Genomic DNA, 15,578 nt, shown 5'->3' on the forward strand with positions numbered 1-15,578 from the left:
GTCGTGCCCGGCCACCCGCGGCGCGCCGTCCGTCCCGGTCGGGGGCGCGGACGGCGCGCCGGCGGTCAGGTGCGGCGCGCGCCGCGCCGGGCGGAGATCACGGCCAGCACCACGCCGGCCGCGAAGATCAGGGTTCCCATCACGTTGACCTGCGGCGGCGTGCCGGTGCGGGTGGAGGCGTACACCCACAGCGGGAACGTCACCGTCGAGCCGCTGGTGAAGTTGGTGATGACGAAGTCGTCGACCGACAGGGCGAAGGCGAGCAGCGCCCCCGACATCACGCCCGGCATGATCATCGGCAGGGTGACCAGCCGGAACGTCGCGACCGGTCCGGCCCCCAGGTCCTTGGCGGCCTCCTCCACCCGCGGGTCCAGGCCGACCGCCCGGGCCCGGACGGTCACCGCGACGAACGAGATCGAGAACATGACGTGCGCGAGCAGGACCGTCCAGTAGCCGCGCGGCAGGTCGAGGCTGACGAACATCGAGAGCAGCGACGCGCCCATGACGATCTCCGGGCAGGAGATCGCGGCGAACAGCACCAGGTTCGTCACGCCCTTGCCGCGGAACCGGAACCGGCCGAGCGCGAGCCCGGCGAACGTCCCGAGGACGGTCGTGATCACGGTGCTGAGCAGCGCGATCGAGAGCGAGTTCCAGAGCGCCCGGGTGAGGTCGCCCTTGTCGAACAGGTGCCGGTACCAGCGGAGCGTGAAGCCCTCCCACTGGAAGTTCTGCTTGCTGTGGGTGTCGTTGAACCCGAACACGATCATGATGGCGATGGGCAGCATCAGCCACGCGATGATCAGCCAGGTGTAGATCCGCAGCCCGAGGCCGTCCCGCTCGATCCGGCGCCGCCGACGCCGGACGGCGGCCGACTGCTCCGGCTTGCGCGGCTTCTGTGGCTTGTCCAGTGTCGTGGTCATCGTCCCGCCGCCTCCAGAACGTCCTCGGTGCCCAGCGCCCGGGCGTAGGCGAAGATCCCGACGAGCAGCAGCGCCATCAGCGAGAACGACAGCGCCGACGCCAGCGCGTACGAGCTGTTGTCGAAGTACTCGGTGCGGATGATGTGGCCGATCATCACGTTGTTCGGGCCGCCGAGCACCTCGGAGTTGACGTAGTCGGACGCCACCGGCACGAACGTCATGATCACCCCGGCGAACACGCCCGGCAGCGACAGCGGCAGGACGACCCGCAGGAACGCCTGCGTCCGGCCCGCGTACAGGTCGTAGGACGCCTCGATGACCCGGTAGTCGATCCGCTCCAGCGCCACATAGATCGGCAGCACCATGAACGGCAGGAAGTTGTAGGTCAGCCCGGAGACCACGGCGAACCCGCTGTCCAGGATATGGAAGTCCTTCGGCAGCAGCCCGTGGCTCCGCAGCGGTCCGAGCAGCGGCCCGTTGTCGGTGAGGACGAGCTTCCACGCGAGCGTCCGCAGCACGAACGACACGAAGAACGGCAGGAGCAGCAGGAACAGGTACGTCGACTTGCGCCGTCCGCCCTTGAACGCGATCCAGTAGGCGGCCGGGTAGGCGAGCGCGATGCACGCGACCGTCGCCAGCAGGCCGTACCAGAGCGACCGCACCAGCTTGTCGCCGTAGGTGTGGAACCCGTCGGCGTAGTTCTGCCAGTGCCAGGTCTGCTTGAACCCGTCGATGATGTTCCCGGTCATCAGCGACACCGAGAGCATGAACACCAGCGGGACGACGAAGAACACCGCCATCCACAGCCCGCCCGGCAGGATCATCAGGTACGGGGTCAGCGCCTTGCGCAGCCGTGCCATCGCTCAGGCCCCCTGCGGGATCGTCTGGAAGACCTTCTGGTAGCGCGGCAGCTCGGCGTTGCTGAGCGCCCGGTAGGTCCGCAGCTTGGCGTACTCCTCCGCGCTGGGGAAGATCAGCGGGCTGGTCGCGAGCCGGTCGAGGTCCGCCTTGTCCTTGCCGGTGGCCGCCGCGGCCTGCCGCCTGATGACGTCCTGGACGCCCGGCACCGGCGTGACGTAGTTGATGAACTCGGTCAGCGGCGCGTTGTTGCGCGGCTCGTACAGCCAGTCCATCAGCCGGATGGCGTCCACGGGGTTGGCGGCGGTCTTCGGCAGCATCATGCAGTCGCTCCAGATGGTGCCGCCCTCCTTGGGCACCACGAACTTCACGTCGGGGCTGGACAGCGTGTACACGTCGCCGGACCAGGCCATCGTCAGCCACACGTCGCCCTTGGTGACGGCGTCGATGTAGCCCTGCTCGTAGTACTTGCGGACGATCCCCTTGTCGCGCTGGCCGCGCAGGACCTCCCCGGCCCGCTTCCAGTCGGCCTCGGTGGACTTCTCCGGATCGGCGCCGACCGCGAACATGCCGAAGTTCCCGAGTTCCTGCGAGTCGCTCATCATCCCGACCCGGCCCTTGTACTTCGGGTCGAAGAGCTGCTGGACGCTGGTGATCGGCTCCTTCACGTACCTGGTGTTGTAGGCGATCCCCGTCAGGCCCGACATGTACGGGACGCTGAAGACGTTCTGCGGGTCGTAGGCCCGCCGCTTCGCCTTCTCGCTCGCGTACCGGGCGAAGTTCGGCAGCCGCCGGTGGTCGAGCGGCGCGAGGTAGCCGAGCTCGACCAGCTGGGTGAACTGGATGCCGTTGGTGACCACCATCAGGTCGAACCCGATCGACTGGTTCGCGGCCAGCGGCGCCTGGATCTTCCCGAACCAGTCCGCGGCCTCCTGGATGGCCTCCTTGTAGGTGACCGAGATCCCGGTCTCCTTGCTGAACTGCTTGATCGTCGAGTGGTCGTCCTCCATGTAGCCGGGCCAGTTCGCCCAGTTCACATGGCCCTTCCCGGTGCGTCCGCGCCAGTACGCGTCGATGTCGGCCTGGGTGACGACGCCGTTCCCGCCCCGTCCGGGGATGCCGCACCCCGAGAGCGCGGCGGCGCCCGCCACCGCCCCCACGGCCCCGAGGAACCCGCGCCGCGTCGTCAGCCCGCGCAGCAGGGCCGGGTCCGGCGCCGGGCGCGGCCGGCCCCTCACTCCGGGCTCCCGAGCAGGTAGGAGTGCTGCGGCTCCCAGGACAGCCACACCCGGTCGCCGCGGCGCGCGACGTCCTCGGCGTTCATGGCGTTCTGGACGAAGACCACGACCTCCGCGCCGCCGTCCGTCGTGACGTTGTAGTTGGTGGAGGTGCCGAGGTACACGACCTCGCTGACCCGTCCGGGCACCCGGCTCAGCCCGTCGTCCGGCCGGTCCGCGGTGATCTGCATCTTCTCCGGCCGGACGGTCAGCTCCACGGCGTCCCCGGCCGTGACGCTCCGCCCGTCCCCCAGCAGCGCCACGATGCGTCCGCCGTCCCCGTGCCGCAGGACCGCCTGCCCGGCCCCGCCCTCCACGGCCTCCCCGCCCAGCAGGTTGGACGTGCCGATGAACCCGGCGACGAACTTGGTGGCCGGGCGCTCGTAGATCTCCCGCGGCGACCCGAGCTGCTCGACCAGCCCGTCGTTCATCACCGCGATCCGGTCCGACATGGTCAGGGCCTCGCCCTGGTCGTGCGTGACGTACACGAACGTGATGCCGACCTCGCGCTGGATCCGCTTCAGCTCGACCTGCATGGCCTGGCGCAGCTTCAGGTCGAGGGCGCCGAGCGGCTCGTCCAGCAGCAGCGCCCGCGGCCGGTTCACCAGCGCCCGGGCCAGCGCGACCCGCTGCTGCTGCCCGCCGGACAGCTCCGCCGGACGCCGCTTCTCCCGGCCGGCCAGGTCGACGATCTCCAGCATCGCGGCGACGCGCTCGGCGATCTCGGCCTTGGGCGTGCGCCTGCGGCGCAGCCCGAACGCCACGTTCTCGAACACGCTCATGTGCGGGAACAGCGCGTACGACTGGAACACCATGTTCACGTCGCGCCGGTTGGCGGGCACCCCCGTGACGGACTCGCCGTGCAGGTAGACCTCGCCCGCCGTCGGCTCCTCGAAGCCGGCGATCATCCGCATCGTGGTCGTCTTGCCGCAGCCGGACGGCCCGAGCAGGGAGAAGAACTCGCCCTGCCCGATCGCGAGATCCACCTTCCGGACGGCCGGCACGGTCTCGCCGTGCGCGTGGTACTCCTTGCGCACCCCGGCGAGCTCGATCGCGGGAACGGCGTCCCCGGCACGCCCGGGGTCGTCGCGCAGGGGCGCGTGCTGGGTCTCGGTCATGACACGGTCCTTCACGGGGATCGGAGTGCGGCGCTCCCTGGACGGAACGCCTGGGGGGTGGGCCTCTCCCGCGCGGGGTTCGGCCGCCGGCCGGTCCCGGGAGGGGGTCCGACCTGGGAGGACGCGCCGAAGCGACGTCCAGATGCTATGCGCCGGAGCGGATCCGCCCTCCGCCCCGACGACCGACGCACGTGCCGTCCGCCGTGCTCCGGCGGAGCACGGCCGCCCTGCCCGGCCGCCGGAATCCCGCCGGCCGGCGGCCCGCACCGTGATCACCTGCGAGTCGCGAGGACGGAGCGCGGCTTCGGGGTCGGGATCTTCCTGCCGCCGAAGGTGCGCGGAGAGTCCGGCCCGAACGGACGGGCGTCCGTGGCCGGTCCGCCCGACCGGGCGCGCCGCCCCGCCGACCGGTCCGGCCGGCGGGACGACAGTGGCGGGGGCGGGCCTGGGAGGTGGACGACATGACTCAGCGTTCCGGAGGACGCCCGTCCCGCCACGTCGCCCCTCCCTTCGTTCCGAGGGGCGGGCTGCGGAGGGGACGGACAGGGCGGCTGGGAGGTGAGCGTTCTCAGGAACGCCCGGCCGGGTGCCCCGCCCGCCGACGGCGGCCGGGGCAGGAGCGGAAGCGGGCGCGGGGTCGGCCGAGTGCGGAGCGGCCTGGCCCGGCAGGCCGCCGGACGACCGCCGGGTCAGGCGCCGATGTAGTGCATGACGTGCTTGATCCGGGTGTAGTCCTCCACTCCGTACATCGACATGTCCTTGCCGTAGCCGGAGTGCTTGAAGCCGCCGTGCGGCATCTCCGACACGAACGGGATGTGCGTGTTGACCCAGACGGCCCCGAAGTCGAGCGCCCTGGTCATCCGCATGGCGCGGCCGTGGTCGCGGGTCCACACGCTCGCGGACAGGCCGTACCTGACGTCGTTGGCCCACCGCACGGCCTGCTCCTCGTCCGAGAAGCGCTGCACGGTGATGACCGGGCCGAAGATCTCGTTCTGGACCATCTCGTCGTCCTGGCGCAGGCCGCTGACGACGGTCGGGGCGAAGAAGTAACCGCGGTCGCCGACCCGCCCGCCGCCGGCCTCCACGCGGGCGTGGTCGGGCGCGCGGTCGATGAACCCCTTGACCCGCTCCAGCTGGTCCTGGCTGTTGACCGGCCCGTAGTCGGCGTCGGCGTCGGGGTTCGGCGGGCCGACCGTCGTGCCGCGCGCGGCCTCGGCGAGCGCGGCGGTGAAGTCGTCCGCCAGGCGCTCGGCCACCAGGACGCGCGTCGCCGCGGTGCAGTCCTGCCCGGCGTTGAAGAACCCGGCCCCCGCGATGCCCTGGGCGGCGGACTCGACGTCGGCGTCGTCGAAGACCACGACCGGGGCCTTGCCGCCCAGCTCCAGGTGGACGCGCTTGAGGTCGTCGGCCGCCGCGCGGGCGACCTCCATCCCGGCCCGGACGCTGCCGGTGATCGACACCATCTGCGGGGTCGGGTGCGCGACCAGCGCCCGTCCGGTGTCACGGTCGCCGCACACCACGTTGAACACGCCCGGCGGCAGGAACTCCGCGGCGATCTCCGCGAGCAGCAGCGTGCTCGCCGGAGTGGTGTCGGACGGCTTCAGCACCACCGTGTTGCCCGCCGCGATCGCCGGCCCGAACTTCCAGACCGCCATCATCATCGGATAGTTCCACGGGGTGACCTGCGCGCACACCCCGATCGGCTCGCGTCGGACCGAGGAGGTGTGGTCGGCCATGTACTCCGCGGTCGCCTTGCCCTCCAGGATGCGCCCGGCCCCGGCGAAGAACCGCAGGTTGTCCACCATCGGCGGGATCTCCTCGTCCGCCGTCAGCCGCAGCGGCTTGCCGGTGTCCCGCGACTCGGCGGCGACCAGCTCGTCCGCGCGCGCCTCGACGGCGTCGGCGAACCGGAGCAGCGCGAGGGACCGGTCCTTGGGTGTCGCGTCCCGCCAGCCGGGGAAGGCGTCGGCCGCCGCGCGGAAGGCGGCGTCCACGTCACCGGCGCCCGAGTTGGGCGAGGCGGCCCACACCTCACCGGTGCTGGGGTCGACCACCTCCAGCGTCCCGCCGTCCTTGGCGTCGACGTACTCGCCGCCGATAAAGTTGCGCAGCCTGATCGCCTGCTCGCTGGTCATCGCCGACCCCTTCCCTGATGGCCACCGCAGCCGGAACCGTCGTTGGCCCGACCCTTACAGAGGTTGTCCGCTTTGACAAGGGATTCCGTTGTTACGATCGAGTTTCACGACTGAATCCACACCCCAACCCCCATCCAGCCCATGATGCCGCAGCAAGGAGACGCACCATGACGGACCGCTCCCCGGAGCGCCGCCCGCCCGCGGGCGGCGCCCGCCGCACCGCCGTCCCGCTCGACGAGACCGCCAAGCAGATCATCGAGCAGCTCCAGCAGGACGGCCGCCGCTCCTACGCCGCGATCGGCAAGGCCGTCGGCCTCTCCGAGGCCGCCGTCCGCCAGCGCGTCCAGAAGCTCCTGGACACCGGCGTCATGCAGATCGTCGGCGTCACCGACCCCCTCATGCTCGGCTTCTCCCGCCAGATGATGATCGGCGTCAAGTGCGAGGGCGACCTGGAGAAGATCGCCGACGCCCTCGCCGCCATCGAGGCCATCGACTACGTCGTGATCACGGCCGGCTCCTTCGACATCCTCGTCGAACTGGTCTGCGAGGACGACGAGCAGCTCCTCGAACTCCTCGGCCGCATCCGCGCCGTCCCCGGCGTCGTCTCCACCGAGAGCTTCGTCTACCTGAAGCTCCGCAAGCAGACCTACACCTGGGGAACCCACTAGACCCAGCGACCCCGCCCCCGCCACCCTGCACCCGCAAGAAAAGCCCCCGCCGCAACGCCTCCCTCACCCCTCACGCTCGGAGCCTCCGCCCAAGCCCCCGCCGCAACGCCTCCCTCAGCCCTCACGCTCGGAGCCTCCGCCCAAGTCCGCCCCCGCCTCCTCAGTTCCAACGGCCGGAGCCTCCGCCCAAGTGCTGCGGCGCGCACCGTCGAGCTACCCGAAGCGCTGCGCAGCCGCCGGAAGCGAAACTTCACGCACATGGGGCACCCGTCCCACGCGCAGGGGACTTCCTGGCCTTCTCGCCAACAGACGCACCAGCCGGTGGTGCTCTTGAGTCGACCCGTGGTCGCTCTTGAGTCGGCTCAGCCGAGCGCGGCACGCAGAGTGGCGGCGAACTTCGCGGCCTCCTCGTCGGACTCGTACTTGTGCCGAGGCCAGAAGAATCCCTTAAGCCCGTCCTTCGGGTTCCGTGGGACGACATGGACATGCAGGTGAGGGACGCTCTGGCTGATGCGATTGTTGGCCGCCACGAACGATCCCGCCGCCCCGAGCTCGCTCTCCATCACCGCCGCCAGCCGACGCGCCTGGACGAAGAAGGGCCCGACCTGCTCTTCAGGCAGATCGATCAACGTTTCGTGATGCTCCCGCGGCACCAGCAGCGTGTGCCCCTTGAACAGCGGTCGCGTGTCCAGAAACGCCATCGCCTCCGGAGCGTCCAACACCACATGCGCCGGATGCTCGCCCCGAATGATCTCGCAGAACACACACGCCTTGTCCACCATCAACCCCACCCTTCCCAGCACCGCCCACCATCCACGCCCGCCCGAACATCATCCGCCCCCGCCATCCCACCAATCCAACCCAGCGGCCCCAGACCTCCAGCCGCCCGGTCCTGACGCGCGCCCACGCCCACCAAGGCCGACCAGTGGTCCGGTCTCACGCCCTCTTTAGCTCGCCCTCTGTAGCGTGCGGGCCCTATGCGTCTCGACAGTGTCGCCTTCCGGTACGGACGACGTGGACCTTGGGTACTCCGCGACGTTTCCCTCACCCTCCGCCCCGGCGACATCATCGAACTCACCGGGCCGAACGGCGCTGGGAAATCGACGTTGCTGCGCCTGCTGGCCGGTCTCCACCGACCGCGTCGTGGCGCGATCACCGGACGCCCCGCATCGATCGGTTACGCCCCCGAGCGCTTTCCCACCGATCAGCCCTTCACAGTGCACGCCTACCTGGCGCATATGTCCGCGCTACACGGTCTCCCTCCTTCCGCGGCGGATCACTGGACCGATCTCCTCAACCTCGACCACCTCCTCCACACCTCACTCGCTGAACTCTCCAAGGGCAGCGCTCAGAAGGTGGGATTCATCCAGGCACTGCTCCCCGCCCCTGCCCTTCTCCTCCTGGACGAGCCCTTCTCCGGTCTGGACGCCACGACCTTGGCCCTACTCCCGGAACTCCTGGCCTCTCTCGCCGCCGACGGCGCCACCATCGTCATCAGCGACCACCAACGAGTTCTGCATCAACCTGAAGCCCTCCCCCTTCTGCCGAACCTCAGACAGTGGCATCTCGCCGACACGACCATCTCCGAGCAGCCCCTCCGAGCCGGCGCTCACTCACTGACGGTCACTCCCTCTACACCCGTCTCGGACTTGCCAACCGGCCCCACTGCCATTTCCGCAAGCACCGAGTCGGATACCGTCCGCGCCGACTACCGGAACCCCGATGCACACCACACGGCACTCGCGGATGAAAGCCCTGGCCGAAGCGACTTGCCGGATAAGCAGAATTCCACCGAACAACATCAGAGCCCTGCGGCCCGCCAAGTCCTCCCCGGACACGCCGGCTCCGGCCGCACCGATCCCGCAGAGAGCCGACGTCGCAGTACGCACGAGATTCCACCCGAGCACCAGAACCCTCGTGAAAGCAGCCCCGCTGGAGGTCAGGGCCCTGCGGGGTCGGCGGAGGCTCCTCCGGGGTGGACGGTTCTCGAGGTGGTCGTCAGGGTGGACGAGGCCGACGACATCGAGCGTGGGTTGCGTGCCGCCGGACGTATGGTTCGGAGGGTCGACCGCCCGTGATCGCGCTCATCCGCTTCCAGATCGATGGATACCTACGATCCATGAGGTTCCTCCCCTCGTTGATCACCACGCTCCTGCTGGTTCTCCTGGTGTTCGGGCAGTGGCCGAGCGGTCCCGATCCGGTCAAGCTGGCGACGGGCACCTATGGGGACGCCGCCGCGTTCATGGTGCCGCTCTCTGCATGGACGACCCGCTCGCTGCTCGACACTCAGCCCACCGTCCAGAGATGGCTCACCATGCTGGCCGTCCCGCGGTCGGCCGTGGCGGGCCTCCTCGCCGCCCTCGTGGCCAGTGGCGCGGTCAGTCTCCTGCTCTTCGCCGCTCCCCTCCTCCAAGCCCTGACAGTCGGGGTTCCCCTCGAGACCACGGTGGCCGCCGTGTTCCTGGCCGCGCTCGCCTGCGTCGCCGGCACCGCCCTCGGCGCCTGGACGAGCCGAGCCATCATTCCCGGCGCAGGGACATCCCTGCTGGCGCTGCTCTGCGCTCTGACGGCCACCCTCCTGCTCGGCCTGGGACGTCTGAACTTCCTCGCCATCCCTTACCTCGACTGGATCAAGGCGGCCCACGACGGGCCGTCCGCACTGCGCGCCTCACTTCCGGGAGTGATGCTTCATCTCGGACTCTGGTGCGCGGTGGTGGTCTCCGGCTACCTGGTGGCCCTGCACCGCCGGAACATCCCCACCTGACACCGGCCGGGAGAAAAGACACGAGAAGGGGAACGCGCCTCAGAGCGCATGGTGCCTCAGAGCGCATGGTGCCTCAGAGCGCATGGTGCCTCAGAGCGATGGCGGACCGAAGCGCATGGCGGACCGAAGAGCATGGCGGGTCAGAGCGCATGGCAGGTCAGAGCGCATGGCGGGTCAGAGCGCATGGCGGGTCAGCCAAGCGCTCTCCAGGCCCGAGTCCGGTCGCACCGCGAAGAACAGGCTCCCCGGATCGCCCCAGAACCAGCCAACCCCGGGGTCCGAATCGAGCTGCAGGACGAGCCGTCCGGTGTCCAGGCACTCGCGGAGTCTCTCGGTGAGCCGCCGAGTCGCGGCCTTGCGCGCCTCGGCCGCCGCTCTCGCCTCCTTGTCCGCCCCACGCCGACTCTCCGGACGCTCGGACCTCGCTGCCACCACAGCCGCTCGGATCTCCTCCAGCCGCACCGAATGCACGTTCGACGGAAGGACGGAGACCGACCGCCTCGGGGTGCGCGGAAACAGGAACGCCGGATCCCGGCCGTCGCCGCCACGACGCACGCGGTCCCCTCCGCAGACCGCGGAGCTCGAAGCGGACGCCTCGCCGTCGAACGTCCCCGGAGAGTGGCAGGCGACAGGACGCTCTGTCGCAGTCCCACCGGGAGGGGCGACGGCGGTCGCCGCTGCCATCACTGACGCGTGCCGGCCACTCCCAGCAGCCCGACTTCGCCCGTCCTCGACGCCTGACGTGGTCGCGTACGGGGAGCACACGCTCCCGAAGCGAGAAGGAAGCGGATCCCGGAGACTCGGAGCAGCACGGCCTCCCGCGCCCTGGCCCACGGTCCGCGGACATTCGGTGGGCCGAACCATCTGGCCGGTCCTGGGCTCACGCGTCGGCACGGGCACAGCCCGGTCCGCCTCGGAGCGCGGCAGGGTCTTCGAGACGGGCGGCGGCGCATCCGACAGCGGTGGCCCCAGCGGGCGATCGGCTTCGAGCAGGACGGGCCACCCTCCGATCTGGTGACGAGGCGCCTTGTCCGCCCACACCTGATCGAGCCAGCTGTCGTAGAGGAACCGGTAGGAACCCAGCGTCCCCGGTCGGGCCCGTTCCAGCAGGCCGAGGGCCGGGTCCAGCGGGCTCGGCAGCGACCAGAACGGAGCCACGGCCCACGGTCCGGCAGCGAGCGGGGGCGCTGTCACGGTCGGCGTCGCGGGCACCAGATCGTGGGCGTAGATGCGCCAGCCGTCATCTACCGGCGACTCGCCCTCGCGCGCCCCGGGTGTGACGCCCGAGTGGTAGAAGGACGCGTATCCCCTGGTGGGAAGGCCGTCCAGGGGCGGCATCGCTGCGAAGTCGATCGTGCAGAGATGCTCCATCGGACGGCCCGCCACCGTCGGCCAGGGCTCACCGGCCGGAAGTAACGGACGGCCGCCGAGGTGCACGGCGGATGAGCCGCCCGGAACCAGGCGCAGGGCCGGACGGGCGAGGGAGAGCAGGATCCCGGCGGTCTCCGGCGTCAGGAAGGCGCTGAAGAGCGGGTGGAGGCGACGGAACAGTTCGGCGTTCATGTGACCCAGCGTGGCGGGTCGACTCCGGCCGTCGCCACTCGGCCGGCGATCTGTGGATAACTCGTCCGTCAGCGCGGTTCCAGGGCTCCGGCCAGCTGGTCGAGGAACCGGTCGACCTCCCGCGCGTCGTACGCGGCGAGGAAACGCCCCGTCCGGAACGTCGTCTCGCGGACGTCCCGTGCCGTGACCGGAGCCTGGGTGCCGCGCAGTCCCGCCACGACCCGGTCCAGGAAGGCGTCCACGTCCGCCATGACGTAGCCCCCGCGTGCCACGGTCTTGGGGAAGTTCGCGTTCTGCACCCAGGAGATCAGCCACTCGGTCTGCACGCGTGGCCGGCGCCGACGGCCCGCCCGCTGCGCCGGGACGGCCTGCAGCCTCAGGATGCACTCCTGGAGCATCGCGTCCACCGCCCGGCGTTCATAGCCGCGCAGCACGACGTCGAACCGAGCCTTCCTGACCTCGTCCGCGGCCAGCGGGGGCCCGCCGCCTTCCAGAGCCCCCCGGACGCGCCCGACCAGTTCGTCCACCTGCGCGCGGTGGTAACCGCGTATGGCCACGGGAAAGCCCCCGGCTGTCACCGCCACCGGTATGTCTCCTTCCGGGGCGCGCGGCCGGGGCTCAGTCCTTGGTGGACGCGGCGAGCTGGCCGCAGGCGCCGTCGATCTCGCGCCCGCGCGTGTCGCGGACCGTCACCGGGACCCCGTGGGCCTCCAGCCGGCGGACGAACTCGCGCTCGTCCTCGGGCCGGGAGGCGGTCCACTTGGAACCCGGCGTGGGATTCAACGGGATCAGATTGACGTGGACGAGGTGCCCGCGCAAGAGGCGGCCGAGGAGGTCGGCGCGCCACGCCTGGTCGTTCACGTCCTTGATCAGCGCGTACTCGATCGAGACCCGGCGGCCCGACCGCTCCGCGTACGCCCACGCGGCGTCCAGGACCTCGGAGACCTTCCAGCGGTTGTTGATCGGGACGAGGTCGTCCCGCAGCTCGTCGTCGGGGGCGTGCAGGGACACCGCGAGCCGCACCGACATGTCCTCGGCCGCGAGCTTCTCGATCGCGGGCACGAGGCCGACCGTGGAGACCGTCACCGAGCGCTGGGAGATGCCGAGGCCGCCGGGAGCCGGGTCCGTGATGCGCCGGACGGCGCCGATCACGGACTTGTAGTTGGCCAGCGGCTCGCCCATCCCCATGAAGACGATGTTCGAGACGCGTCCGGGGCCTCCCGCGACACGGCCGCGGGCCAGGGCCCGCGCCCCCGCCGCCACCTGCTCGACGATCTCGGCGGTGGACAGGTTCCGCGTCAGCCCGGCCTGGCCGGTGGCGCAGAACGGGCAGTTCATCCCGCATCCGGCCTGCGACGAGACGCACATCGTGGCCCGGTCCGGGTAGCGCATGAGCACCGACTCGAACAGGACCCCGTCGAAGGCCTTCCAGACGGTCTTCAGCGTCCTGCCGTCGTCACAGGCGAGTTCGCGCACCGGGTCGAGGAGTTTGGGCAGCAGCGCGCCGACCAGCCGCTCCCGGAGGGCGGCGGGCAGGTCGGTCATCTGCTCGGGGTCGTCCTCGAGCCGCGCGAAGTAGTGGCGGGACAGCTGGTCGGCCCGGAACGGCTTCTCGCCGAGCTCGGCGACGGCCTCCCGCCGCTCCGCGGTGGTCAGATCCGCGAGGTGGCGCGGCGGCTTGCCCCGGCGAGGAGCGGCGAAGACGAGCTTCGCCGGGGTCTTCTTTACGGTGGCGGCCGGTTCGGCGGTAGCAGACATGGTTCTTCCAGTGTCGCAAACCCCGGCCGATGCCTGGGACGTTCGCCTCGGACGCCGCCTACCCAAGATCCTCGACGCCCCGAAGCCCTCAACCCCGTGCTCAGGCCTCGCACCCTCAAGACACCAGGTCGGCGCCGAATCGACCTTCCGGCAGCGCCCGCCCTAGGGAGTCGGGTCGTCCGCCCAGGCATTCCGGACGTGCCGCAGGTGGTGGTCCATGGCCGCGGACGCCGCATCGGGATCACCCGACGCGACCGTGTCCAACAGCTCCAGGTGCTCGCGCGCGTAGAAGCCGAGCTCCTGGCTCTGGGCAAGCTTGGGCACCCCATAGAGGCGGGACCGGTAACGAAGCCGTTCCACCACCTCGATCAAGTGCTGGTTCCCCGCCAGGGCCAGCAGTTCCAGGTGGAAGGCGTGGTCCGCCTCTATGTAGGCGATGGTGTCCCCGCGTTCGGCGGCCTCCACGATCGCCTCCGCCATGGGGCGCAGGGCGGCGATCCGTTCCGCGGGCACGGATTCGGCGACCTTCCCCACGGTGGGGACCTCGATGAGCGTCCGGACGGCCGTGATCTCGTCCAGGTCGCGGGCGGTCAGCTCGGTCACCCGGAAGCCCTTGTTGCGGACGGCGGTGACGAGCCCCTCCTTGGCGAGGTCGAGCATCGCCTCGCGCACGGGCGTCGCCGAGACCCCGAACCGCTCGGCCAGCACCGGCGCGGAGTAGACCACGCCCGGCCGCATCTCCCCGGCGACCAGGGCGGCGCGCAGCGCCTCGGCGATCTCCTCCCGGACGTTCGGGCGGACCCCGAGTGCTGGCAGGTTCGGCGTTTCGGTCACGGGCGCTCCTTATTCCCCTGGCCGGTAGCGTGTCACAGTGTGACGCAACGTCACAACACGGCCGATCCCTGCAATGTGAAATGTTACAGTGCGGCCACCACCCCTCACCTGGCCTCCGCCGAGGCCACCCCCCGGCGGGACACTCGAAGGGACGCCCATGTCTGACGCGGAAGCCGAACGCTTCGCCACCGGCAGCCACGATCTGCCCGTCTCCCCCGCGCTGGCCGAGTATCTGAGCCATTCCTGGGCCGATACCTCGACCACGCCCGCGCCTCTCGACTCCGCGCCCTACGCGGCCAAGCGCCGGGCCGTCCTTTCGGAGCGCTTCCCGGGTGAGCGCATCGTCATCCCCGCCGGCGGGCTGAAGGTCCGCAGCAACGACAGCGACTACCCGTTCCGTCCCCACTCGGCGTTCGTCCACCTCACGGGTGAAACCGGTGTGGAGGCGGTGCCGGACGCGGTCCTCGTTCTAGAGCCGACGGTGAGCGGCCATCAAGCGACGCTCTTCACCCACCCCCGGTCGCCCCGCGACACAGGCGAGTTCTACCGCGACCGCCGCCACGGCGAATTCTGGGTGGGCCGTCGCCGCACCCTGGCGGAGCTTGAGGCCACGCTGCAGATCGAGGGCGCGCCCAGGGAGAAGCTGGCCGACGCACTGCGCGGGCGCGAGGTGCCGACCCGCGTCATGCGCGGCATCGATTCCGAGGTGGACGACCTCTCCCCGGTGCACACCGACCCGCGCGCCGACGCGGAACTGGCCTCTTTCGTTTCCGAACTCCGGCTCATCAAGGACGAGTGGGAAGTGGCTCAGCTGGCCGCCGCCGTGGACTACACGACCCTCGGTTTCCGGGACGTCGTCGCCGCACTTCCCAAGGCGCTTTCCCACCGCAGGGGCGAGCGGTGGGTGGAAGGCCAGTTCAACATGCGCGCGCGCCTTGAGGGCAACGGCGTCGGCTACGAGACGATCGCAGCCGCAGGCTCGCACGCCTGCGTACTGCACTGGATCCGCAACGACGGCCCGCTCCGTCCCGGTGAGCTTCTTCTACTGGACGCGGGCGTGGAGACGGACACCCTCTTCACCGCCGACATCACGCGCACCCTGCCCATCTCCGGGAAGTTCACCCCGGTGCAGCGGCGCGTGTACGAGCTCGTCTACCGCGCGCAGGAAGCGGGAATCGCCGCCGTGAAGCCGGGCGCCCGTTTCCGCGACTTCCACCTCGCCGCCATGCGCGTCATCGCGGACGGGCTGGAAGACTGGGGAATCATCCCGGACGCTGAGGCGGCGCTCGATCCCGAGTCCGGCATTTACCGCCGCTACACGCTCTGCAGCAGCGGCCACATGCTCGGAATGGACGTCCACGACTGCGCCAAGGCCCGCGCCGAGACGTACCTGGACGGCGTCCTGGAGCCTGGTCACGTTCTCACCGTCGAACCGGGTCTTTACCTTCAGCCGGACGACCTGACCCTCCCCGAAGAACTGCGCGGAATCGGCGTCCGCATCGAGGACGACCTCGTCGTCACCGACAGCGGCTCTCGCCTCCTGTCGTCCGAGCTTCCCCGCCACCCGGACGACATCGAGAGCTGGATGGCCGACCTCTCCTGAGATCGCCAGAGCCGGTCAGACTCTCGCGCCGGCCGGTTCGCCCACTTGAACGGCCTCCCCGGTTCTCGGGGAGGCCGTTC

Annotated in this window: 14 protein-coding genes; 4 read left to right on the forward strand and 10 right to left on the reverse strand. The window is 70.4% G+C overall.

The genetic code is table 11. The features are described from left to right. Positions 1 to 65: 65 nt before the first annotated feature. The 5 genes from DZF91_RS06515 to DZF91_RS06535 form a co-directional block, all read right to left on the reverse strand. Positions 66 to 920 (reverse strand): ABC transporter permease, encoded by an 855-nt coding sequence (locus tag DZF91_RS06515; RefSeq protein WP_117356585.1) that lies wholly within the window; start codon positions 918 to 920, stop codon positions 66 to 68. Further along, positions 917 to 1,780, reverse strand: a complete 864-nt coding sequence (locus DZF91_RS06520; protein WP_117356586.1) for an ABC transporter permease — start codon at positions 1,778 to 1,780, stop codon at positions 917 to 919. Before DZF91_RS06520 ends, DZF91_RS06515 begins: the two co-directional genes overlap by 4 nt. A 3-nt stretch (positions 1,781 to 1,783) precedes the next feature. Continuing rightward, positions 1,784 to 3,016, reverse strand: coding sequence for a polyamine ABC transporter substrate-binding protein (locus DZF91_RS06525; protein WP_117356587.1), 1,233 nt, complete (start codon positions 3,014 to 3,016; stop codon positions 1,784 to 1,786). Then, complete coding sequence (locus tag DZF91_RS06530) at positions 3,013 to 4,173, reverse strand: ABC transporter ATP-binding protein (RefSeq protein ID WP_117356588.1); 1,161 nt, start codon at positions 4,171 to 4,173, stop codon at positions 3,013 to 3,015. The genes DZF91_RS06525 and DZF91_RS06530 overlap by 4 nt, the downstream gene beginning before the upstream one ends. Before the next feature lie 689 nt (positions 4,174 to 4,862). Further along, on the reverse strand, positions 4,863 to 6,308 hold the full coding sequence (locus DZF91_RS06535) for a gamma-aminobutyraldehyde dehydrogenase (RefSeq protein ID WP_117356589.1): 1,446 nt from the start codon (positions 6,306 to 6,308) through the stop codon (positions 4,863 to 4,865). Between the two features lie 167 nt (positions 6,309 to 6,475). Between DZF91_RS06535 and DZF91_RS06540 the strand changes: the two genes are divergently transcribed. Then, positions 6,476 to 6,976 carry an Lrp/AsnC family transcriptional regulator gene (locus tag DZF91_RS06540; RefSeq protein ID WP_117356590.1) on the forward strand — a complete coding sequence of 167 codons (501 nt, stop codon included), beginning with the start codon at positions 6,476 to 6,478 and terminating at the stop codon, positions 6,974 to 6,976. Between the two features lie 362 nt (positions 6,977 to 7,338). On the opposite strand, the gene DZF91_RS06545 is transcribed toward DZF91_RS06540, so the two are convergent. Further along, the gene (locus DZF91_RS06545) at positions 7,339 to 7,758 is read right to left on the reverse strand and encodes an HIT family protein (RefSeq protein ID WP_117356611.1); all 420 of its coding nucleotides are present in this window, start codon (positions 7,756 to 7,758) and stop codon (positions 7,339 to 7,341) included. Between the two features lie 195 nt (positions 7,759 to 7,953). Here DZF91_RS06545 and DZF91_RS06550 point away from each other — a divergent pair, with 195 nt between their 5' ends. Next, positions 7,954 to 9,054, forward strand: coding sequence for an ATP-binding cassette domain-containing protein (locus tag DZF91_RS06550; RefSeq protein WP_117356591.1), 1,101 nt, complete (start codon positions 7,954 to 7,956; stop codon positions 9,052 to 9,054). Between the two features lie 41 nt (positions 9,055 to 9,095). Further along, positions 9,096 to 9,740, forward strand: coding sequence for a hypothetical protein (locus tag DZF91_RS06555; protein WP_147341022.1), 645 nt, complete (start codon positions 9,096 to 9,098; stop codon positions 9,738 to 9,740). Positions 9,741 to 9,914: 174 nt separating this feature from the next. Here DZF91_RS06555 and DZF91_RS06560 read toward each other — a convergent pair whose 3' ends face one another. The 4 genes from DZF91_RS06560 to DZF91_RS06575 form a co-directional block, all read right to left on the reverse strand. Next, positions 9,915 to 11,303 (reverse strand): DUF1963 domain-containing protein, encoded by a 1,389-nt coding sequence (locus DZF91_RS06560; protein WP_117356593.1) that lies wholly within the window; start codon positions 11,301 to 11,303, stop codon positions 9,915 to 9,917. A 68-nt stretch (positions 11,304 to 11,371) separates the two neighbouring features. Next, on the reverse strand, positions 11,372 to 11,860 hold the full coding sequence (locus DZF91_RS06565) for a DivIVA domain-containing protein (protein ID WP_147341023.1): 489 nt from the start codon (positions 11,858 to 11,860) through the stop codon (positions 11,372 to 11,374). Between the two features lie 61 nt (positions 11,861 to 11,921). Beyond that, positions 11,922 to 13,061 (reverse strand): 23S rRNA (adenine(2503)-C(2))-methyltransferase RlmN, encoded by a 1,140-nt coding sequence (gene rlmN / locus DZF91_RS06570; RefSeq protein ID WP_117356595.1) that lies wholly within the window; start codon positions 13,059 to 13,061, stop codon positions 11,922 to 11,924. 162 nt (positions 13,062 to 13,223) lie between these two features. Next, positions 13,224 to 13,895 (reverse strand): GntR family transcriptional regulator, encoded by a 672-nt coding sequence (locus DZF91_RS06575; protein ID WP_235834126.1) that lies wholly within the window; start codon positions 13,893 to 13,895, stop codon positions 13,224 to 13,226. Positions 13,896 to 14,052: 157 nt separating this feature from the next. Between DZF91_RS06575 and DZF91_RS06580 the strand changes: the two genes are divergently transcribed. Then, positions 14,053 to 15,498, forward strand: coding sequence for an aminopeptidase P family protein (locus tag DZF91_RS06580; protein ID WP_117356596.1), 1,446 nt, complete (start codon positions 14,053 to 14,055; stop codon positions 15,496 to 15,498). Positions 15,499 to 15,578: the final 80 nt, after the last annotated feature.

The organism is Actinomadura logoneensis, from assembly GCF_003428695.1.
In the GTDB taxonomy this organism is placed as follows: domain Bacteria; phylum Actinomycetota; class Actinomycetes; order Streptosporangiales; family Streptosporangiaceae; genus Spirillospora; species Spirillospora logoneensis.